The following is a 19,035-nucleotide window of genomic DNA, read 5'->3' as shown; positions in this document are numbered from 1 at the left end:
CAGAAGTGCCGCGCCGCTAGACCGACAGCTCGCCCTTCGCTTTGATCACGTCGAGCTCCTCGGCGTCGATCGTGTCGACGTCGAGCCAGTGGGGGACGTACTCGCGCTTGTCGTAGGCCTCGCGCTCGTCCTCGGTGCCGACGGTACACCAGAGCTGGGGTTCGTCCGGGCCGTGCCAGCCGCCCTGGACGTTGATGCCGAAACACACCAGCTCCTCGCCCTCGTACTCGATCACCGCGTCCCGCCGGATCCCGGGGTCGCCGCGAATGATGAGGTGTTGCATACACCGTCGTTTGCGGGTTCCCCGCTTAATCGCTTCGATACCGCCGATCGGTGGGTTCCAAAAGCGGGCGGCGGAACGGGAGAGCGGTGGGCGGGCCGACGTGGCGGAGCGGCCGACGGCTTAGGTGGAGTAGTAGTACTCGCCGTCGCGCTTCTGCTGGCTGTCGAGCTGCGAGCCCGGCTTGTTGATCCGGGGACGACCCGTCCGCTCGTCGCGCCGGAAGGTGATGTCCAGGTCCGCCAGGAACTCGTTCATCCCCTCGCGCATCTCCTGGGGCGGGGTCGCGTGCCCGCGCTCGGCCGGCTCGCCGTCGAACACCATCAGGCGGTCGGCCAGCAGGTCGATCATGTAGATGTCGTGGTCGATCACCATCACGGTCGCGTCGTGGTTCTCCGCGTATCGGCGGATCGCCGTCGTCGCGCGCACCCGCTGTTCCACGTCGAGGTGCGCGGAGGGCTCGTCGAGGAGATAGAGGTCGGCGTCCTCGGAGAGACACGCCGCGATGGCGACGCGCTGGCGCTCCCCGCCCGACAGGTCCGAGAGGTTCTGCTCCATCACGCGGTCGAGCTGGAGCGGCTGGGCGACCTCGGTGTTCCAGTAGGAGCTCCCGAACTCGTCGGTGATCGAGGAGAGGAACGCGTCGACGCGCATCGGCTGGTCGATCTCGATGTACTGCGGCTTGTACGCGATGTCGAGCGCGAAGTCGAGCTCGCCCTCGTCCGGCTCCAGCGAGCCCGCGAACAGCTTCGCGAGCGTCGACTTCCCGATCCCGTTCGGGCCGACCACGCCGAGCACCTCGGAGCGGTTGATCTCGCCCGCCTCGACGTGCAGCTCGAACTCGCCGTCGCCGTACGACTTCGTGAGCTCGGGGTACTCGATCAGCGTCTCGCTCCGCGAGGAGACCCGCGGGGCGTGCTCCTCGAAGGTGATCGCGGACGGCCGGATCCGCATGTTCTCGTTGTCGAGGTACCCCTTCAGGTACTCGTTGATCCCGTTGCGGACCGACTTGGGGTCGGTGATGACCCCGTACGCCCCCGGCTCCCCGTACGCGACGTGGAGGGTGTCGGCGAGGAGATCGAGGATGGCGAGGTCGTGCTCGACGACGAGCATCGAGCGCTCGGCGGCGTCGTCGTCCGCGAGCTCGCGGATGAGGCGGGCGACGACCATCCGCTGACCGATGTCGAGGTACGGCGTGATCTCGTCGAGGAAGTAGAAGTCGGCGTCGCGGGCGAGACACGCCGCGATGGCGACGCGCTGGAGCTCGCCCCCGGAGATGGAGTCGATCGGTTGGTCCATCACCGGGGCGATGTTGAGCCGGTCGATGAGGGAGTCGAGCGCGCCGCGCTCGTCGGTGCGCTCCAACAGCTCGCGGGTGTTGCCGTCGAACTGGTTCGGGATCTGATCGACGTACTGCGGCTTGCGCGCGACCGTCACGTCGCCCTCCTTCAGCGATTCGAGGTAGTTCTGCAGCCCGGTGCCGCGGAACCGGTCGAGCACGCGTTCCCAGTCGTCCTCCGACTCGTGGTCGCCGAGGTTCGGGACCATCTCGCCGGCGAGCGCGTGGACCGCCGTCGACTTCCCGATCCCGTTCGGGCCGAGAATTCCGGTGACGTTGCCCGGCTCCGGAGTCGGAAGTCCGTACAGCGAGAAGGCGTTGTCGCCGTAGCGGTGGACCGGCTCCTCGTCGAGTTCGGAGGGGAGGTTGATGATCTCGATCGCGTCGAACGGGCACTTCTCGACGCAGATCCCGCAGGTCTCGCCGAGACAGATCTCCTCGGAGATGTGGATCTGGTCAGGGTCGCCCTCGGCGGCGTCTTCGCCGCGCTTCGTGATGCACTCTTTGCCCGTCCGGTTCGGCGGGCAGTAGTTCATGCACTCGTAGTTACACCGGTCGGGCTGACACCGATCGAGGTCGACGACCGCGATGCTGTCGTCCGCCATCTCAGGCCACCAGTTGGACGCCGGACGTCGCAAGCACGGTGTAGCTGATGAACCACAGCGTGAACGTCAGAAACGCCACGTAGAGGTTGTCCTTGACCCCGAAGTCGCCGACGCCGATCACCTTGTACAGCGGGAACTGGGCGACCACGAACGCACCCATCACTAACACGCCGGTGGTGCTGGCGGCGTCGGCCGGAGCCGTCCCGACGTACGCGGCCGAAACGACGCCGGCGGCGATCCCCGCGAGACAGCAGATCGTCGTGACGACCACGCTTCGGGTATGGCCTGATATCCCCGAGTCGTCGCTCATACGAGTCGATCCGCGAGCACAGGTGAAAAGCCGTTCGTTCCGCCGAGCGATCCGTCACGGGGCGCCACCGGCCGCGATGTCACCGCAGTGACGAACCCGCCCGGGTCGCGTCGGGTGGCCGGGACGCCGTCCGACAATCGACCCCGCAGACGGCCGGGAGCGAAGCGCGCGAGAGAGAGTCGCTGACTGACTGGTCAGTTTGGAACCGGTTTGTCAGACAATATTGCCGCATATTGCGGGATAATCCGGCAATAAAATCCTCTTTCTGCGAGAAAACCCCGGATCGAGCGCGGTGACGCATCAACATTTATGCCGATGTGCGGTTTCGATTCGTAACGATGGAAGGAACTCAAACGGAGGGGCTCGACGACCTCCCGCCGAGCGCCAAGCTCGTCTTCAAGGTGCTCGAGTACAACGGGCCGTTGACCCAGAAGGGGATCGTCGAAGAGTCGATGCTGTCGGCCCGAACCGTCCGCTACGCGCTCGAACGGTTAGAGGGGATCGGCGTCGTCGACGAAGACGTGTACTTCGCGGACGCCCGGCAGAATCTCTACAAGCTCACCGAGCCCGCACAGGAGTTCACCGGCGACGAGAGCGACGCCTCCTGCACCGCCGACTGATCGCCGCGTCTCTCGGTCTTCTACTCGTCGCTCTCCTCAGACATGCCGCGGGCCCCACGCACGGCCTCGGCGACTGTGAGCGCGATGGCGACGAGCAGCGCGAACGTCGCCGCCAGCACGAACGCCAACAGCAGGAACCACACGTCCGGACCGAACAGCGGGTAGTCTCGGGTGTCGATCACCGGGCCGAGCAGCTCCAGCGCCCGGACCGCGTACAGGAGAGCGGCGAGGACCGCTCCGGCGACGAGCCCGACGCGGGCGTTCCGGTAGAACGCCAGCGACTCCAAGAGGACGAGCATCGGCGGTTTGGTAGATTGGTCGACCGAAGATCGGTCGACCGAAGTATCGTCGCTCACGGACGCTTTAGCGAGCGCGCGCGCAAAGAGGCATCGGAACTGAGAGCGAGGCGGATCGAAGCCGAGACGAGACAATTCATCACGATCGTGTACCGGTGTCTCGGGGGCTGAGAACGCAAGAAAGCCGTCAAGTGGGGGCGGGACGAACGGCTCCATATGGCCAGAGTGGTGCTGTCGGCGTTTCCGATGATCGACCCGGAGATGTACCGTGAGGTACTCGGCGAAGCGGTCGACGAGCCCGTCGATATCGAGGTCGCCGAGCTGGGGTCCACGGAGAACCTGATCGCGGCGGCGGCGGGCGCCGACGCGGTCGTGACCGACATCAACACGCCGGTCACCGCGGAAGCGCTTGACCGGCTGGACCTGCGGGCCGTCGTCCGGTCGGCCGTCGGCGTGGACAACGTCGACGTGGACGCCGCGGCCAACAACGGCGTCACCGTCACCCGCGTTCCCGATTACTGCACCGACGAGGTGGCGACCCATTCCGTCTCGCTGCTGCTCGCCTGCCTGCGGTCGCTGAAGGGGTACGACGACGCCGTCACCGCCGGGGGCTGGAGCTGGGAGGCCGGGCGACCGATCCGCCGTGTGAACGCGTCGACGATCGGGTTCGTCTCGTTCGGCCCGATCGCGAAACGCGCGGCCGAGCAGATCGCCGGCTTCGACGCCGAGCTCGTCGCCTACGACCCGTTCGTGGATTCCGAAGAGATGGCGGAGTACGGCGTCGAGAAGGCGTCGTTCGACGAGCTGTTCGACCGCGCCGACCACGTCGTCGTCTACGCCCCCCTGACGGACGCGACTCGGGGCATGGTCGACGCCGACGCTCTCGGCCGCCTCGACGAGGACTCGGTGGTCGTCAACGTGAGCCGCGGGCCGGTCGTCGACGACGACGCGCTGCTCGACGCGCTGGAGTCGGGGACCGTCAAGGGCGCCGGGCTCGACGTTCTCACCGAGGAACCGCCCGAGGACGATCCGCTCGTCGGCCGCGACGACACGGTCGTCACGCCGCACGCGGCGTGGTACAGCGAGGAGGCGCGCGACGACCTGAACCGGAGCGGCGCCGCCGACGTGGCCGCCGTTCTCAACGGCGATGTCCCGGACGGGCGGGTGGATCCGGACGCCGACTGGCTCTAAGCGGGCCGAGGAGAGAGGACGGACCGCGGCTACAACCGATCGAGCGCGTCGAAGCCGTCTTCGTCGCTGCCGTCGTCTCCTGAGTCGTCCCGTTCGCCGTCGCTCGCACCGTCACCGTCCGCTCCCGCCTTGGCGGCGTCGAGCGCGCCGTCATCGAGGCCCGCCGCGAGCCCGGGGCCGAGGTCGTAGGTGTCGCGCACCGTCTGGGCCAACACGCCCTCGCGGTCGAAGACGACGTAGACGGCGACGAAGTCGTGCGCGGCCGGTCGGAGGACGAACACTTCTCGCGGCTCGTCGTCCTCGCGCGACTCGTTGACCCGCGCGACGAGCGGTTCGATCGGGAGTCGACCCGCCCGGAGGTCGGCGAACGCGTCGCTCCCGGGCGCGTCGGCGAACAGGTACAGCGCGCCGTTCGGTTCGCCGTCGTTCGATCGCGTCGTGATCGAGCCGACGGCCTCGCCGGCGGAGCGGATCTGGTCCCACGCGTCGACGGCCGCCTCGAACATCCCTTCCACCTCGTCCGCGAAACGGAAGCGGCTCTCGCGGACGGTCTCGACGTCCACGAAGCGAGCCGAACCGTCGGTCCACGCCAGCGTCGCGTCGACGACGAACCCGGGCTCCAGCGACGCCACGCGGTCGGCGAGATCTCCCTCGTACCCCTCGGCGGCGGTGTACAGCGGATCGAACCGGTCCTCGGCGTCGGGGGCAGCCGGATCGATCGGCTCCTCCGGGTGCTCGACGAGGACGAACTCCTCGGGAGGGTCGGACGGCCCGGTCCCGTCGATGTCGGGACGCGGGCGGCGGTCGTGGACGCGGAAGCGGCCGCTCGTCGTCGGTTCCATATCCGACGGTCGGGCGGGGAGCGGAAAAGCCGGTCGGAACGGAGACACCGGATCCGTGTCGTTATGGGGCGGGCGGCCTAACCGAGCGGTAAATGGGGATCCTCGAGGACAAGTCGAACGCCCGGGTGTTCTACAAGTACCTCTCGAAGGTGTACGACAAGATCAACTGGTTCAACTGGAACGAGGAGATGCGCTCGGAGGCGCTCTCGTGGCTGGAGTTCGGCGAGGATCCGAAAGTGCTCGACGTTGGCTGTGGCACCGGGTTCGGCACCGAGGGCCTGCTCGAACACGCCGACGACGTTCACGGACTCGACCAGAGCGTCCACCAGATGGAGAAGGCGTTCGAGAAGTTCGGGAAACACGACCGCGTGAACTTCTACCGCGGCGACGCCGAGCGCCTCCCGTTCCGTGACGACACGTTCGACGTCGTCTGGTCCTCGGGATCGATCGAGTACTGGCCGAACCCGATCGAGGGGCTCCGGGAGCTCCGGCGCGTCGCGAAGCCGGGCGGTCAGGTGCTCGTCGTCGGCCCCGACTACCCGCACAACCGTATCCTCCAGCGAGTCGCCGACGCGATCATGCTGTTCTACGACGAGGACGAGGCCGACCGGATGTTCGAGGCGGCCGGCTACGAAGCGTACGAACACCACATCCAGCGGTCGACGCCGCGGAGCCCGCGAGCGATCACGACGGTCGCACGAGTCCCCGAAGAGTAGCTGCGCAGCGCTCGGACCGTTTTCCCCCACCCCGGCTCGACGACCGTCTCCAACGTCGCGACGCTACCCCGGCTCGACGACCGTCTCCAACGTCGCGACGGGTAGGCCGTCGGCCGAGACCGTGACGCTCACGGTTCGACCGGGTTCGAGAGTCGGCTCGTTCGTCCCCGCGACCCGGAGTGACGCCGATCCGCCGACCCGCCAGTCGCCGTCGGTCGCGGCGTTGAACGCGCCCGTCGGGCCCGGATGGAACCCCGCCGCGGAGAAGAACGGGACGGGCGGCTGCCGGGCGAGCGGCTCGCCGTCGACGCGCACCCGAACGTTCAGTTCGCTCACGTCGAGAGCGTCGCCGCCGCGATGCGTGAGTGTGATCCGATCGTCGGTCGCCGACAGCGACAGGGAAGTCGTCGGTGCCGGCTCGGGCGGCGCGTCGATCGCCGCGGTCACGACGCCGCCCGCGAGCACGACCGTGATGGCGAGCAGCAACACGCCGGCGATCGGCGTGAGCGCGCGGTCGGACCGATCGGCTGTCGATCGCGGCTCAGCCGGCGACTTCGTCTTGGTCGACGGGTCGGTGTCGCTGGGCACGGAGAGCCTGCCGCGGGATCCGATAAAAACGTCCGGACGAGCAGCGAGCGCCTACTCGTCGTCGACCGGGCGCGGGGTCGCGACGGGTTCGAGGCCGTCCACGAACACCGCACGCGGTTCGTCGACGACGGTGATTCGGTAGGACTCCGCGGGCGAGAGCGTCCGAACCACGCCGTCCGTGTCGGTGGCGCCGATCGCCTGACTGTCGCCGTCACCGACGCTCTTCGTAACGGTGACGTCGGGGGCGGGCTCGCCGGTCTCCTCGTCGCGGACGGTAACCGTCACCGGGCCGCCGGCGTAGCTCCGATCGACGGTGATGTTGAAGCCGTCACCAGTCACAGAGACGGACTCACTGTCGGGGAACGTGGCGAGCGCGATCCGCTGGTGCTCGACGAACACCTGTCCCGTGCCGCCGCTGACGAAGGTTCGGAGGATCCCGAACTCGTGGGGGATAGTGATCCGCTGGACCGAGCCGGCGCCGAAGGCGTCGGGCTCGCGGAGCGACGCCGTCTCGGGATAGGCTGCGGAGGTGACATTGATCGCCTCGTCGTTGCTGATCGAACCTCCCCCCCGGTCCCAGCGGTCGAGCCGGAAGACCTCACGAACGTACTCGCCGTCGACGATCGTCGCTAACACGATCGACCGTTCGCTCGACTCGACGTACACCTCGGTGGGCGACAACTCGCCGCGCGCGGCCGAGAGCGCGTAGTCGCGGACGGGCCCCTCGTACACTTGGAGCGCGACCTGGAGCTCGTCGAGTCGGACCGGGGCGCTGAACCCGTCCGTCTCTTGGGCCAGCGCGTCGAGCTCTTCGAGTCGCTCGTCGTACTCGCGGGCGGTCGCGGCGATGCGAACGAGTTCGTCGAGGAGCTCTCGGTTGGAGAGCTCGCCGGTGGCGTGGGCGCTGAACACCTCCGCCTGTCGGCTGTTGAGCGTCACCTCGTCGCGCTCGACGCGGTTGATCGCGGCGAGGATTCGGCGCTGCCGTTCGGCGTTCGTCTCGGCGGCCTCGATCCGCTGGACGACCGCCGCGGTCTCCATGGCGGCGTCCGTCTCGCCGACGGCGAACCCGACCGACGGGCCGAGATTCGCGCCGCGGGTCCCGGATCCGAAGCGCGTGTCGACGTCAACCGGCGACGACAGCGTCCGGAGAGTGAGATTCTCCGGATCGACCTGCGGGCGGTCGCGGTCCACACCGTCGACGTCAAGTGGGTCGACGGCGCTCCCGACGGGCGGATCGACGCCGACGGCGGTCGATTCGACACCGACGGCCGGCTCGACTCCGATCGCATCCGATCCGGTGTCCTCTGCATCAAAGTCGGTAGCCGCCGGAGGGTCGACGACCGCCCCCGCGACGGCCGCCGGCGACACCGCTCCGGCGATCGGCGCGAGCAGGAGCAGCACCGCGAGGGAGATCGGGAGGGCTCTCATACCACGTCGGTTCGCGTCGCGATATAAAAAATCCACCTCAACGAAGCGACGCGACCCGCCGAGGTCCGCATCCGATCCGGTCATCTCGAATTCGTGGACGAGCAAAACGAACGATGGAAAGCGTTTTGCCCGGCGCCTGAGTGCGCTGATCTGTATGCGGAACGCCCCGTTTCGCGTTCTCCTCGTCGGGCTGGTGGCCGTCGCGCTCGTCGCGAGCGGCGTCGCGCCCGTCGCGGGAGACGCGCTCTCGCCCTCGTCTTCGCCCTCCCTCGACGCCGATCCGTCGACCGTCGACCCGTCGACCGTCGAACCGTCGGTCGTCGAACCGCCGGCCGTCGACCCGTCGGCCACCGAACAGATCGACGAGCCGTTCGACCCGACCACAGCGACGCGGATCCGGATCGAGCTGACGCCGGAGCGCGACGCGCGGTGGACCGTCTCGGTCAGATACGCGCTCGCCGACGAGACCGATCGCGCGGCGTTCGACGCGATCCGAGACAGGTTTCTCGACGGTGAGATCGGTCCCGACGCAACCCTGTTCGAGGGGTTCGCCCGCGAGGCCAGCCGGAGCGTCGACCGAGAGATGCAGATCGAAGACGTCGACCGCGAGGTCGTCGTCCACGAGGACACCTCGTCGTTCGACGTGGCGGACGCCGAAACGACGGCGGTCGGCGAGTTCCGACTGACGTTCGTCTGGACCGAGTTCCTCGAGGAGGACGGCGAGAACCTGCTGTTGGGCGACGCGCTGACGACCCCCGACGGCGGAACGTGGCTGGTCTCGCTGGAGGAGGGACAGACGCTCGAAGTGGCGACGCCGGAGGGGTACACCGTCACGGGAACTCCGGGCGCAACCGTCCCGCTACGCGATAACGCCGTGATCGTCGAGGGGCCGCGCACCTTCGGCGAGAACGATCGGATCGCAGTCGTGTACGCGCCCACGGAAACGACCGCGCCCCCGTGGACGATGCTCACCGCCGCGATCGTCGTCGCCGCGGTGCTCATCGCCGGGAGCATCGTCGGCTACCGTCGGATAGACGGGGACACCGGATCCGGGGGGAGAGGGAGCGCCGACGAGGCGACCGTCGACAGCGACGGCGGGGAACGCACCGACAGCGGGCGGCGCGACGCCGCGACCGGGGTCTCTGGCGATCCGGGCCCGGCAAGCGGCGGGACGGAATCCGACGACGTAGCGGCCGGAGAGGAGGACCTCTCGCTGCTGTCGGACGAGGAGCGCGTCGAACGGCTCCTCGAAGACAACGGCGGGCGGATGCGGCAGGCCGACATCGTCGCGGAGACTGGGTGGTCGGACGCGAAGGTGTCGCAGCTGCTCTCGTCGATGGCCGATTCGGGCCGCGTGGAGAAGCTCCGTCTCGGTCGCGAGAACCTGATCTCGGTCCCAGACGACGAGGAAGACGGCGGAGACGACAGTGAGGAAGGCGGCGGAGACGGCGGCGAGGAAGACGGCGGAGACGGCGTCGGGACCGACGACGAACGCTGATCCGAGGCTCCAGAGTCGCGGCGAGAGGCCGCGTGGCAGCAGAAACCGCGAGCCCGCGGTGAGGTGTTCCGAAAGCTCTTACAGGTCGAACGACGGAGTATCGATCATGAAAGTTCTGGTGACAGTCAAGGAGGTCGCGGAGCCGGACGACGACTTCGCGGTCGAGGGCACCGACATCGCGGCGTCCGACCTCGAGTACGACCTCAACGAGTGGGACGACTACGCGGTCGAGGCCGCGGTGCAGCTGGCCGAAGCGGGGATCGCGGACGAGGTCGTCGCCGTCACCATCGGGCCGGAGCGCGCGGAGGAGACGGTCCGGATGGCGCTCGCGAAGGGCGCCGACCGCGCCGTACGCGTCTGGGACGAGGCCTTCGAGGCGGGCTTCGCCGACGTGGCGGCGAAGGTGACGGCGTTCGAGGCGGTCGTCGAGACGGAGGATCCCGACCTCGTGCTCGGCGGCGTCCAGGCAGCGGACACCGGGTTCGGAGCGACGGGCGTCGCGCTCGCCGAGCGGATCGGCTTCGAGCACGCCGCCGTCGTCAACGACCTCGAGGTCGACGACGACGCGGGCGTCGCGCACGTCCACCGCGAACTGGAGGGCGGCGTCGAGGAGCTGACCGACGTTGACCTCCCCGCCGTGCTGACCGTCCAGACCGGGCTCAACGAGCCGCGATACGCGAGCCTCCGGGGCATCCGACAGGCGCAGCGCAAGGAGATCGACGCGAAGGACCTGTCCGCCCTCGGGCTGTCAGTCGAGGACGTCGAAAGCTCGCTGGCGATCACCTCGATGTACGAGCCGGAGAGCGAGTCGGACGCCGAGATCATCGAGGGCGACGCGGGGGAGACCGCGTCGCGACTTGCGGAGGTCCTCCGCGAGAAGGGGGTGGGCGCGTGATGTCCGACGTTCTCGTCGTCTCGGAACATCGGCGCGGAGAGCTTCGCGACGTCTCCTACGAGGCGATCACGGCGGGTCGCGAGCTCGCCGACGCGCGCGACGGTGACCTCCACGTCGCAGTGGTCGGCGGCGACGTCGGCCGATTTGCCGAGGACCTGAACCGCCAGGGCGTCGACGCGGTCCACGCGGTTTCGAACGGCGAGGAGTTCGACCACAACGTCTACCAGTCGGCCGTCGGGGCACTGCTAGAGGGGACCGGCGCCGAGGCCGTCGTGATCCCGAACTCGGTCAACGGGCTGGACTACGCGCCCGCCGTCGCCGAGGCGCACGGCTACCCGCTGGTGACCGACGCGATCGGCTTCGAGTACGACGACGGGCTGACCGTCACCCGCGAGATGTACGGTTCGAAGGTGGAGACGACCGTCGACGTGACCGGTGACCAGTTCGTCCTCACCGTCCGAGGCGGCGAGTGGGCGCCCGCCGAGGGCGTCGGCGACGCGACGGTCGAGCCCGTCGAGGTCGACCACCCCGAGTCGGGGGCGCGCGTCACGGGCTTCGAGGAGGTCGGCGGCGGCGACGTCGACATCGCGGACGCCGACGTGCTCGTCTCGGTCGGCCGCGGTATCGAGGAGGAGGAGAACTTGGAGCTCGTCGAGGACCTCGCCGACGCGCTCGGCGCGACGCTCTCCGCGTCGCGACCGATCGTCGACAACGGCTGGCTCCCGAAGAACCGGCAGGTCGGGCAGAGCGGGAAGGTCGTCACGCCGGACGTGTACATCGCGATCGGCATCTCCGGCGCGGTCCAGCACGTCGCCGGCATGAAGGGCTCGGACACGATCGTCGCGGTAAACACCGACCCGAACGCCCCGATCTTCGACATCGCCGACTACGGCATCGTCGGGGACCTGTTCGACGTGGTGCCCGAGCTGATCGACGAGTTCGCGTAGCTGATCGACGAGTTCGCGGAATCCATCGACGAGTGTAGGGAGTCGGCGGCGACCCGTTCCGGCAGCAACGCTCTTCCGTGCCGGCTGAGTATCGGCCGATCCGACGGCGCCCGCCGTCGCTCACGATGATCCCGATCCGCGCCGCCGTCCCGACCGTCGAGGAAGCGAGAGCCCTGCTCGCCGGGGTCCGCCGGACCGTCGACGTCGAGGCCGACACCGTCGCCGCGGAACTGGCCGACGACGAGCCGGACGCGGCGCTGCTCGATCTCGTTTCGACGCCGTTCGCGTCCGTCGCCGACGTCGACGAGCGGCTGTCCCGGACCGAGTCGTACCTCCGCGAGCGCGGCGACCGGCGCGCGGTGTTTCTCACGGTGTACAGTCGGATGACTGGGGCCGTTCGAACCGCGATCGACGACGGCGCGTTCCTCGACCCCGAGTGGGCCGCGTCGTATCTCGTCGCCTTCGCGAACCGCTACCGCCGGGCGCTGGTCGCGTTCGAGCGCAGAGCCTTCGAGTCGCTCCCGCGCCCGTGGCTGATCGCCTTCGCCGCCGCGGCTCGCGGCGAGACGCTCGTCGCGCAGGACGCCCTGCTGGGTATCAACGCGCACATCACCTACGATCTCACGTACACGCTCGGCGACGTGGGGATCGATCCCGATCGCGACGCGAAGCGGGAGGACCACGACCGGATAAACGCCATCCTGGCTCGGCTCGTCCAGACCGTCCAAGACGCCCTCGTGGAGACGTACGCCGCGGTCGGAATCGCCGGGATCGACACGCTTCTCGACCCCTTCGACGACCGGTTGGCCCTGCTCGGACTGAAAGGGAGCCGGGAGTTCGCGTGGCGAAACGCCGTGTTGCGCGCCGACCTCCCGGCGTGGGTCGGCGGGCCGTACGTCGACTGGCGGACCGAGACCGTCGCGACGGGCGCCGCGGGGGTCGTACTCGCGCCCGAGGTCGACGCCGCCGCGAGCGCGCGCCTGCGGGACGCGGAGGCCGAGGTCGACGCGGCGGATGCGTTCTGTGAAGCCGTCCGACGGCGCCTGTAAGCGAACCGCCGCGGGAGAAACACCTATGGGGGTCGTCGCGGATCTGACGGTTATGCCACATATTCGGGGGACGATCCATGGCGTCGCCGCGATGGTGATGCTCGTGGTCGGGTCAATGCTAACGAACACGATTCGCGCGGAGTACGAGCTGTTCGCGCAGCTCGCCGCGACGACGACGCACCTGCTCTTCGACGTCGCGGAGCTGCCGATCTCGCGAGAGATCGCTGAGGTGGTCCTGCCCGTCGGCGTGTTGATGGGTATCTGGGTGTTCGCCTACGAGCTCCAGCGGCTCTCGCGGAGCGACTGACACCCGGGAGTCGGGGCGCGAACCTTCTCGCTTCTGCTCTCCTCCGCTCGCCGACGCGGCCGGGTCTCGGGGCGTTTATCACCCCGCCGACCCTCCGATTCGCCATGAGCGAGGCCGACGAGCAGACGGCTGCGACCGCGACCGGCCGGGAGATCTGGATCGAGAAGTACCGGCCGCAGTCGCTCGACGACATCCACGGACAGGAGGAGATCGTCGAGCGGCTCCAGAGCTACATCGAGCAGGACGACATCCCCCACCTGCTCTTCAGCGGGCCGGCGGGCGTCGGGAAGACGACCGCCGCCACCGCCATCGCGCGGCAGGTGTACGGCGAGGACAACTGGCGGGGGAACTTCCTCGAACTCAACGCCTCAGACCAGCGCGGCATCGACGTGGTGCGCGACCGGATCAAGGGGTTCGCGCGCTCGTCGTTCGGCGGCGACTTCCGGATCGTGTTTCTTGACGAGGCTGACTCGCTTACCGATGACGCTCAGTCAGCATTACGCCGCACGATGGAGCAGTTCTCCGACAACACGCGCTTCATCCTCTCGTGTAACTACTCGTCGAAGATCATCGACCCGATCCAGTCGCGCTGCGCCGTCTTCCGCTTCTCGCCGCTCTCGGACGAGGCCGTCGCCGCGCAGACCCGCGAGATCGCGGCCGCGGAGGGGATCGAGGTGACGGACGAGGGTGTCGACGCCTTGGTGTACGCCGCGGACGGCGACATGCGCCGCGCGATCAACTCGCTGCAGGCGGCGGCGACGACCGGCGACGTCGTCGACGAGGAGGCAGTGTACGCGATCACGGCGACCGCGCGGCCCGAGGAGATCGAGTCGATGGTGACGAACGCGCTGGAGGGCGACTTCTCGCGGGCGCGGGCGACGCTCGATACGCTTCTCACCGAGACGGGGATGGCCGGCGGCGACGTGATCGACCAGCTCCACCGCTCCGTCTGGGAGTTCGACCTGAGCGAGCGCGAGGCGGTCGCGCTGATGGAGCGGATCGGCGAGGCCGACTACCGGATCGCCGAGGGCGCGAACGAGCAGGTGCAGTTGGAGTCGCTGCTCGCGTCGCTGTCGCTGGACGAGGCGTAGGCGGTTCCGCGGCGTCGCCGGACCGACTCGCCCCGGGCTGATTCGTCGCCGTCGGGCTTTTTAAGAGCGCCCGCGGCCGAGCGACGGTATGCTCGTCGTCGTCTCGGACACCCATTCGCGCGAGGAGACGAAGCTACAGGGCCGGACCGCCGAGGCGGTCCGCGAGGCCGACCTCGTCATTCACGCCGGGGACTTCTACCGGGAGCCGGTGCTCGACGCGTTCGAGTCGGCCGCTCGGAGCCTCCGAGCCGTCTACGGCAACAACGCCGACGCGGCGATCCGCGACCGACTCCCCGAAGTGCGAACGGTGGAGTACGCGGGCGTCCGATTCGCGGTCACCCACCGACACCGCAACGGCGACACCGGACTCGTGATGCTCGGCCGGGAGCGCGACGCCGACGCCGTGATCTGCGGACACAGCCACCGACCTCGGTTCGACGACAGCGGTGCGCTCCCGATACTGAACCCCGGAAGTCACGCCCAGCCGCGCGGGAACCGACCGGCGCACGCGGAGCTCGGGCCGATCGCCGAAGAGGCCGGGCTGAACGGGCGGCTCGTCACGCCGGACGGTGAGATCTTCGAGGAGTTCCGGATCGCGCCCTGAGTCGGGTGTCGAGAAGGTGACGCCCGCCGAAGGGGGGGAGCGCTCGGCGGGCGAACGCGACGCCCCGCGTGCGTCGGTCAGACCGGGAGGCGGGGACGGCGAAGAGGGAGGGGGAGAGTAGGCGGAGACCCGATCTCGCGGGCGTCGTGTGCCGTCGCGGCTCGCCGGTCGGCGACCGATCGTGGGGGAGGGCCGAAGCGGGGGGTCGCATCGACATCTTACGCCGGTAATTGCTTATAGGTAGCTTATGGACAAAAGCGCGTTTTAGTCATCGACAGACGGCGGCCGAACCCGACGGCCGGCGGACGACCGGAATCGGCGGACGATCCGGCTGCCGAAACGCATAACACCGTCCCGACGGATTCGAGTGTATGCTCCCGGTCGAACCGTTGTTCGTCGTGATCCTTCTCGTCTTGCTCGGGTTCTTCTTCTTCGCGTACCTACTTGTCCGACGCACCCTGACGGGGCTCCGCGAAGGGTACGACGACGGGCAGCGGTAACATGGCCGTCGTAACCGTCGCCACCCTCGGCGTCGCCGGCGCGGCCAGCCTCTTTATGGCGTGGTCGATCGGCGCCGGTTCCTCCGGGTCGACGCCGTTCGCCCCGGCGGTCGGCGCCAACGCCATCTCCGTGATGCGCGCGGGCCTCATCGTCGGCGTGTTGGGGCTGATGGGCGCGATCCTCCAGGGCGCGAACGTGACGGAGGCGGTGGGGACCGAGCTGATCGGCGGCGTCACCCTCACCGCCGGCGCGGCCATCGTCGCGCTGCTCACCGCGGCCGCGCTCGTCGCGATCGGGGTGTTCGCCGGCTACCCGATCGCGACCGCCTTCACCGTCACCGGCGCCGTCGTCGGCGTCGGCCTCGCGATGGGCGGCGATCCGGCGTGGCCGAAGTACTCCGAGATCCTCACGCTGTGGGTGCTCACCCCGTTCGTCGGCGGCGGCGTCGCTTACGTCGTCGCGCGCGGCCTCATCGGCGAGAAGATCCCGCAACGACCACTCACCGCCGCGCTCGCCGGGGTGGTCGGCGCGATCGTCGCGAACGTCGGATTCGCGCTGCTCGGACCGGCGGGCGAGCAGGCGTCGCTGTCGGAGGCGGTCGCCCCCGGACTCGGAGTCGGCGAAATCGGCACGCCCCTGGTCACGGTCGCGTTCGCCTCGATCGTCGCCCTCGCGGTGTACGCCGACCTCGGTCGCGATCGCGAGGGCGCCCAGCGACGGTTCCTCCTCGCGATGGGCGGGCTCGTCGCCTTCTCCGCGGGCGGCTCGCAGGTCGGACTCGCGATCGGTCCGCTCGTCCCGATCTTCAGCGACGTGGGGGTCCCGCTGTGGGCGCTGCTCGTCGGCGGCGGCGCGGGACTGCTCGTCGGGTCGTGGACCGGCGCGCCGCGGATGATCAAGGCGATCTCGCAGGACTACGCCTCGATGGGGCCGCGGCGGTCGATCTCGGCGCTCATCCCGTCGTTCGCGATCGCACAGACCGCCGTCGCGTTCGGGATCCCCGTCTCGTTCAACGAGATCATCGTCTCCGCCATCGTCGGCGCCGGCTACGCCGCGGGAGACGCGGGCGTGAGCCGGGCGAAGATGGGGTACACCGTCTTCGCGTGGATCGCGTCGCTCGTCGGGTCGCTGGGACTCGGGTTCGGCGTGTACACCGCCGTGCAGTTCGTCCTGTAGCGGGACGCGTCTCGATCCGTCAGGCGTCGGGGTACGTCGGCAGCCGCGCCGACTGCGCGCTCCCCTCGACGGACGGGAAGGGGAGGTCGGCGCGCGTCACCGAGACCTCCTCGCCGCCGACGCGCACGGCGGGGTCGACGAGGCCGGCGTCGAACCGGACGAGCGCAAGCGCGATCGGGTCACCGTCGGCGGGGCCGACCGCCGCGCGTGTCACCTCGCCGACCGCCTCGTCGCCGTCGAACACGGCCGCGCCGGGGGAGGGAAGGACCTCGTCGTACCCCTCCGGGTCTGCGTCGCCGTCGATCGCAGCGATCGCGTCGGCGAGCCCGTCGAGGTCGAGCCCGACGAGCCGCCGACTCGGACGGCCCTGGTTCTCGACGCGGGAGACGACCTCCTGGCCGACGTAACACCCCTTGTCGAAGTCCAAGGCGTTGCGGAGCCCGAGGACGTTCGGCACCGTCCCCTCCAGCTCGTACTCGAAGAGGGGAGTGCCGGCTTCGAGCGAGAGCGCGTCCCACGTCCGGTAGCCGAACGGGGCCGCGTTGAGCCCGCGGTTGAGCAGGGTGTCGAGCACCTCTTCCGAGTCCTCGGCCGCGCAGACGACCTCGTACCCCTCCTCGCCGAGGGGCGCGTCGCTCGCGATCACGGTGACGCCGGCGTCGACCATCGACCCGCGGACGAACGAGAGCGGCTCCTCGGGCGCGCCCGGCCCGCCGAGCACCGAGGCGATCTTCTCGGTCGACTTGGGGCCGTGGACCCCGAAGACACCGAGTTCGTCGGAGATGTCGTCGATCGCCACGTCCTGGATGAACACCTTCTCCGCCCAGTCCTCGGCGACCGCCTCTGCGCGCTCGGGCGGGAGGAAGACGAGCAGGCGCTCGTCGGCGTTGTACACGTACATGTCCGTCTCGATGCCGCCCTGGGGATCGAGCAGGAGCGCGTACACGCCTCGCCCGTCCTCGTCCGGGACTCGATTGGAGACGGCGTTGTCGATGAACTCGACGCGGTCCTCGCCCGTGACGGCGAGCACGCCGTATCCCATCTCGATCGCGCCGACGACGTTTCGGACCGCCTTGCCGACGCGCTCTGGCTTCCTGTAGTGGTCGACCACCTGACGACCGCCGCGGTCGCGGTACACCGCGCCGTGGGCGCCGTGGGTATCGGAGACGAGAGTCATACCAGTAGGGAGTCGGGGGAGCGGCAAAAGGTCGCTGGCTTCGGTGTGGACGCGAGGCCGCTCCGCGCGGGCCTCGTAAACGTGCCGTATCGCTACAGTCCGAGTCGGTCGCGGACGGCGTCGACGAGGGTCTCCGAGTCCGCTTCAACCTGGTCTTCGGGGTCGGGAACGACGCGGTCGTGCGGGTACACGCGCACCCGCTCCTCGCTCTCGACGGTGATGAGCGAGTCCTCCTTCAACGCGGAGAGCGCCTCCTCGACGGCGTCGATGTCGGCGTCGACGGCCGCGCGCAACTCCAGCACCGTCATCCCGTCGTCGCCGCGGTCGACGAGCGCGTCCAGCAGCGCGACCTCGACGTCCGGCCGGTCGCGGTACTCCGGCTTTGCGGCCATACGCAGTTGTTGAACAGGGTGCGGTTTACGTTTACCGGCGGGGACGAGCCGTCGCCGGCCGACGGAGCCCCTACCGGACGAGCCGCGAACAGGAACCGCAGAGGTTCTCCTCTTTCACGTCGACCTCGCGCACGGTCGGCGAGAACGACATGACGCACTTGCTGTTGTCGCAGTGCTCCAAGCCGAGCGTGTGGCCGATCTCGTGGACCACTTCCTTACGGACGCGGTCGGCGAACACGTCGACCGCGGGCTTGGTGGAGACGCCCCCGTCCGAGGAGGTTCGGAGCCGGTGCGTCGAGATGACGGAGCCGCTGCCGTTGAGGTACGCAAGCCCGAACACGTAGTTCCGGCGGCGGTAGTAGAGGTCGCGCGGGGTGATCCCGATGTTCTTGTCGCCGCCGCCGACGCGGCCGACCGTCTCGATGAGGTCCTCGGCGCGGTACTGATCGCGGCCCTCGTCGTAGGCCGTCCCGGGGATCGGCTGGTCGTCGTGGACGGTCACGTCGCAGTCGTATACCGAACGGAGCGCGGCGGAGGCCTCGCGTTTCACGCGGGGGGTGACCTCCCCGACTGGGACGATGTCCACGAGCATGGAATCGCTTATGACCGCCGCAATCATAAAGCCCGCGCCGTGGTCTCTCCCTCTCGACGCGCACTGACCGACGAACTCGCGGAACACGATCGCCTCGTGGAAATCGGCGTCGGCGACCGACCGGCGGTCGCGCAGGCGCTCGCGGAGCGCGGCTGTCGGGTCGTCGCCGTCGACGTCGATCCGGGCGATCGGACGCGTGCCGCTGCGCGGGCAACCCGAGACGAGGCGAGCGACGGCTCGCTCCGCGTCCGTCGAGGGGACGTGCTCGCGCTCGCGAAGGGGACGGGTGAAAGCGAACTCGGACCGATCGGGGACGCGGACGATAGAGGCGCGGTCGGCGCGATCGGCGAAATCGACGCGATCGACGCGGTGTACGCGTGTAACCTCCCGGCCGAGATCCAGCGACCGACCGTCGGGCTCGCAGACCGCCTCGACGCCGTCTGCGTGTTCACTACCCTCGGATTCGAAGAGCCGGTCGTCCCGGTCCGGCGTCGCTCCGTCGGGGGGACCGCGCTGTACGTCGCTCGGGACGACGACTTCGGTGAGCGGTCGATCGCTCCCGAGTGAGCCGGCGGAGACCGAGAGGCG

Annotated in this window: 23 protein-coding genes; 13 read left to right on the top strand and 10 right to left on the bottom strand. The window is 69.1% G+C overall.

The features are described 5' to 3' along the window. Positions 1–16: 16 nt before the first annotated feature. The 3 genes from C471_RS11755 to C471_RS11745 form a co-directional block, all read right to left on the bottom strand. Positions 17–283 carry an HAH_0734 family protein gene (locus C471_RS11755; protein ID WP_004049300.1) on the bottom strand — a complete coding sequence of 89 codons (267 nt, stop codon included), beginning with the start codon at positions 281–283 and terminating at the stop codon, positions 17–19. Positions 284–403: 120 nt separating this feature from the next. Continuing rightward, positions 404–2,224, bottom strand: coding sequence for a ribosome biogenesis/translation initiation ATPase RLI (locus C471_RS11750; RefSeq protein WP_004049299.1), 1,821 nt, complete (start codon positions 2,222–2,224; stop codon positions 404–406). A 1-nt stretch (position 2,225) separates the two neighbouring features. Next, positions 2,226–2,534, bottom strand: a complete 309-nt coding sequence (locus tag C471_RS11745) for an EMC6-like membrane protein (RefSeq protein WP_004049298.1) — start codon at positions 2,532–2,534, stop codon at positions 2,226–2,228. Between the two features lie 338 nt (positions 2,535–2,872). Here C471_RS11745 and C471_RS11740 point away from each other — a divergent pair, with 338 nt between their 5' ends. After that, the gene (locus C471_RS11740; protein WP_004049297.1) at positions 2,873–3,154 is read left to right on the top strand and encodes a MarR family transcriptional regulator; all 282 of its coding nucleotides are present in this window, start codon (positions 2,873–2,875) and stop codon (positions 3,152–3,154) included. 20 nt (positions 3,155–3,174) lie between these two features. Here the strand turns inward: C471_RS11740 and C471_RS11735 are convergent, their stop codons facing one another. Continuing rightward, a complete protein-coding gene (locus C471_RS11735) occupies positions 3,175–3,510 on the bottom strand; it encodes a DUF7536 family protein (RefSeq protein WP_449272104.1) in 336 nt (111 codons plus the stop codon). Positions 3,511–3,666: 156 nt separating this feature from the next. Here C471_RS11735 and C471_RS11730 point away from each other — a divergent pair, with 156 nt between their 5' ends. Further along, the gene (locus C471_RS11730) at positions 3,667–4,641 is read left to right on the top strand and encodes a C-terminal binding protein (RefSeq protein ID WP_049909346.1); all 975 of its coding nucleotides are present in this window, start codon (positions 3,667–3,669) and stop codon (positions 4,639–4,641) included. Between the two features lie 29 nt (positions 4,642–4,670). On the opposite strand, the gene C471_RS11725 is transcribed toward C471_RS11730, so the two are convergent. Then, positions 4,671–5,483 (bottom strand): DUF6663 family protein, encoded by an 813-nt coding sequence (locus C471_RS11725; RefSeq protein WP_004049292.1) that lies wholly within the window; start codon positions 5,481–5,483, stop codon positions 4,671–4,673. A gap of 92 nt (positions 5,484–5,575) precedes the next feature. Here C471_RS11725 and C471_RS11720 point away from each other — a divergent pair, with 92 nt between their 5' ends. Continuing rightward, the gene (locus tag C471_RS11720) at positions 5,576–6,199 is read left to right on the top strand and encodes a methyltransferase domain-containing protein (RefSeq protein ID WP_004049286.1); all 624 of its coding nucleotides are present in this window, start codon (positions 5,576–5,578) and stop codon (positions 6,197–6,199) included. Positions 6,200–6,262: 63 nt separating this feature from the next. Here the strand turns inward: C471_RS11720 and C471_RS11715 are convergent, their stop codons facing one another. Together C471_RS11715 and C471_RS11710 are read right to left on the bottom strand one after the other, a co-directional pair. Next, positions 6,263–6,787, bottom strand: a complete 525-nt coding sequence (locus C471_RS11715) for a type IV pilin N-terminal domain-containing protein (RefSeq protein WP_004049282.1) — start codon at positions 6,785–6,787, stop codon at positions 6,263–6,265. Between the two features lie 51 nt (positions 6,788–6,838). Continuing rightward, positions 6,839–8,218 carry a DUF7094 domain-containing protein gene (locus tag C471_RS11710; protein ID WP_004049280.1) on the bottom strand — a complete coding sequence of 460 codons (1,380 nt, stop codon included), beginning with the start codon at positions 8,216–8,218 and terminating at the stop codon, positions 6,839–6,841. Positions 8,219–8,372: 154 nt separating this feature from the next. On the opposite strand from C471_RS11710, the gene C471_RS11705 reads away from it, so the two are divergent. From C471_RS11705 to C471_RS11670, 9 genes are all read left to right on the top strand, one after another. Next, a complete protein-coding gene (locus C471_RS11705) occupies positions 8,373–9,716 on the top strand; it encodes a helix-turn-helix transcriptional regulator (protein ID WP_004049278.1) in 1,344 nt (447 codons plus the stop codon). A 106-nt stretch (positions 9,717–9,822) separates the two neighbouring features. Further along, positions 9,823–10,611 (top strand): electron transfer flavoprotein subunit beta/FixA family protein, encoded by a 789-nt coding sequence (locus C471_RS11700; RefSeq protein ID WP_004049276.1) that lies wholly within the window; start codon positions 9,823–9,825, stop codon positions 10,609–10,611. Then, positions 10,611–11,558, top strand: a complete 948-nt coding sequence (locus tag C471_RS11695; protein WP_004049274.1) for an electron transfer flavoprotein subunit alpha/FixB family protein — start codon at positions 10,611–10,613, stop codon at positions 11,556–11,558. Before C471_RS11700 ends, C471_RS11695 begins: the two co-directional genes overlap by 1 nt. A 125-nt stretch (positions 11,559–11,683) precedes the next feature. After that, positions 11,684–12,607: a DUF5995 family protein gene (locus C471_RS11690; RefSeq protein ID WP_004049272.1), complete on the top strand. Its 924-nt coding sequence runs from the start codon at positions 11,684–11,686 to the stop codon at positions 12,605–12,607. Between the two features lie 52 nt (positions 12,608–12,659). Next, positions 12,660–12,914, top strand: coding sequence for a hypothetical protein (locus C471_RS11685; protein ID WP_193366122.1), 255 nt, complete (start codon positions 12,660–12,662; stop codon positions 12,912–12,914). Between the two features lie 104 nt (positions 12,915–13,018). Beyond that, entirely contained in the window at positions 13,019–14,005 is a 987-nt protein-coding gene (locus tag C471_RS11680; RefSeq protein WP_004049270.1) for a replication factor C small subunit, read from the top strand. A gap of 88 nt (positions 14,006–14,093) precedes the next feature. Beyond that, the gene (locus tag C471_RS11675; protein ID WP_004049268.1) at positions 14,094–14,609 is read left to right on the top strand and encodes a metallophosphoesterase; all 516 of its coding nucleotides are present in this window, start codon (positions 14,094–14,096) and stop codon (positions 14,607–14,609) included. A 371-nt stretch (positions 14,610–14,980) separates the two neighbouring features. Continuing rightward, positions 14,981–15,109, top strand: a complete 129-nt coding sequence (locus C471_RS18245) for a DUF7859 family protein (RefSeq protein WP_004049266.1) — start codon at positions 14,981–14,983, stop codon at positions 15,107–15,109. A gap of 1 nt (position 15,110) precedes the next feature. Then, positions 15,111–16,286 (top strand): inorganic phosphate transporter, encoded by a 1,176-nt coding sequence (locus tag C471_RS11670; RefSeq protein WP_004049264.1) that lies wholly within the window; start codon positions 15,111–15,113, stop codon positions 16,284–16,286. 19 nt (positions 16,287–16,305) lie between these two features. On the opposite strand, the gene ygfZ is transcribed toward C471_RS11670, so the two are convergent. The 3 genes from ygfZ to C471_RS11655 form a co-directional block, all read right to left on the bottom strand. Further along, on the bottom strand, positions 16,306–17,463 hold the full coding sequence (gene ygfZ / locus C471_RS11665) for a CAF17-like 4Fe-4S cluster assembly/insertion protein YgfZ (protein WP_004049263.1): 1,158 nt from the start codon (positions 17,461–17,463) through the stop codon (positions 16,306–16,308). A gap of 92 nt (positions 17,464–17,555) precedes the next feature. Further along, positions 17,556–17,855 (bottom strand): DUF6432 family protein, encoded by a 300-nt coding sequence (locus C471_RS11660; RefSeq protein ID WP_004049257.1) that lies wholly within the window; start codon positions 17,853–17,855, stop codon positions 17,556–17,558. 70 nt (positions 17,856–17,925) lie between these two features. After that, on the bottom strand, positions 17,926–18,447 hold the full coding sequence (locus C471_RS11655) for an archaemetzincin family Zn-dependent metalloprotease (RefSeq protein ID WP_004049254.1): 522 nt from the start codon (positions 18,445–18,447) through the stop codon (positions 17,926–17,928). Positions 18,448–18,486: 39 nt separating this feature from the next. Here C471_RS11655 and C471_RS11650 point away from each other — a divergent pair, with 39 nt between their 5' ends. Beyond that, the gene (locus C471_RS11650; RefSeq protein ID WP_004049252.1) at positions 18,487–19,014 is read left to right on the top strand and encodes a UPF0146 family protein; all 528 of its coding nucleotides are present in this window, start codon (positions 18,487–18,489) and stop codon (positions 19,012–19,014) included. Positions 19,015–19,035 lie beyond the last annotated feature (21 nt).

This window comes from Halorubrum saccharovorum DSM 1137 (assembly GCF_000337915.1).
Classification (GTDB): Archaea; Halobacteriota; Halobacteria; order Halobacteriales; family Haloferacaceae; genus Halorubrum; species Halorubrum saccharovorum.
This window is presented reverse-complemented; position numbering and strand designations above follow the sequence as displayed.

Excerpts from the sequence above, each read along its gene's own strand:
- C471_RS11755 (WP_004049300.1), bottom strand. The coding sequence starts at position 283 with ATGCAACACCTCATCATTCGCGGCGACCCCGGGATCCGGCGGGACGCG.
- C471_RS11750 (WP_004049299.1), bottom strand. The coding sequence starts at position 2,224 with ATGGCGGACGACAGCATCGCGGTCGTCGACCTCGATCGGTGTCAGCCC.
- C471_RS11745 (WP_004049298.1), bottom strand. The coding sequence starts at position 2,534 with ATGAGCGACGACTCGGGGATATCAGGCCATACCCGAAGCGTGGTCGTC.
- C471_RS11740 (WP_004049297.1), top strand. The coding sequence starts at position 2,873 with ATGGAAGGAACTCAAACGGAGGGGCTCGACGACCTCCCGCCGAGCGCC.
- C471_RS11730 (WP_049909346.1), top strand. The coding sequence starts at position 3,667 with ATGGCCAGAGTGGTGCTGTCGGCGTTTCCGATGATCGACCCGGAGATG.
- C471_RS11725 (WP_004049292.1), bottom strand. The coding sequence starts at position 5,483 with ATGGAACCGACGACGAGCGGCCGCTTCCGCGTCCACGACCGCCGCCCG.
- C471_RS11720 (WP_004049286.1), top strand. The coding sequence starts at position 5,576 with ATGGGGATCCTCGAGGACAAGTCGAACGCCCGGGTGTTCTACAAGTAC.
- C471_RS11710 (WP_004049280.1), bottom strand. The coding sequence starts at position 8,218 with ATGAGAGCCCTCCCGATCTCCCTCGCGGTGCTGCTCCTGCTCGCGCCG.
- C471_RS11705 (WP_004049278.1), top strand. The coding sequence starts at position 8,373 with ATGCGGAACGCCCCGTTTCGCGTTCTCCTCGTCGGGCTGGTGGCCGTC.
- C471_RS11700 (WP_004049276.1), top strand. The coding sequence starts at position 9,823 with ATGAAAGTTCTGGTGACAGTCAAGGAGGTCGCGGAGCCGGACGACGAC.
- C471_RS11695 (WP_004049274.1), top strand. The coding sequence starts at position 10,611 with ATGTCCGACGTTCTCGTCGTCTCGGAACATCGGCGCGGAGAGCTTCGC.
- C471_RS11690 (WP_004049272.1), top strand. The coding sequence starts at position 11,684 with ATGATCCCGATCCGCGCCGCCGTCCCGACCGTCGAGGAAGCGAGAGCC.
- C471_RS11685 (WP_193366122.1), top strand. The coding sequence starts at position 12,660 with ATGCCACATATTCGGGGGACGATCCATGGCGTCGCCGCGATGGTGATG.
- C471_RS11680 (WP_004049270.1), top strand. The coding sequence starts at position 13,019 with ATGAGCGAGGCCGACGAGCAGACGGCTGCGACCGCGACCGGCCGGGAG.
- C471_RS11675 (WP_004049268.1), top strand. The coding sequence starts at position 14,094 with ATGCTCGTCGTCGTCTCGGACACCCATTCGCGCGAGGAGACGAAGCTA.
- C471_RS18245 (WP_004049266.1), top strand. The coding sequence starts at position 14,981 with ATGCTCCCGGTCGAACCGTTGTTCGTCGTGATCCTTCTCGTCTTGCTC.
- C471_RS11670 (WP_004049264.1), top strand. The coding sequence starts at position 15,111 with ATGGCCGTCGTAACCGTCGCCACCCTCGGCGTCGCCGGCGCGGCCAGC.
- ygfZ (WP_004049263.1), bottom strand. The coding sequence starts at position 17,463 with ATGACTCTCGTCTCCGATACCCACGGCGCCCACGGCGCGGTGTACCGC.
- C471_RS11660 (WP_004049257.1), bottom strand. The coding sequence starts at position 17,855 with ATGGCCGCAAAGCCGGAGTACCGCGACCGGCCGGACGTCGAGGTCGCG.
- C471_RS11655 (WP_004049254.1), bottom strand. The coding sequence starts at position 18,447 with ATGCTCGTGGACATCGTCCCAGTCGGGGAGGTCACCCCCCGCGTGAAA.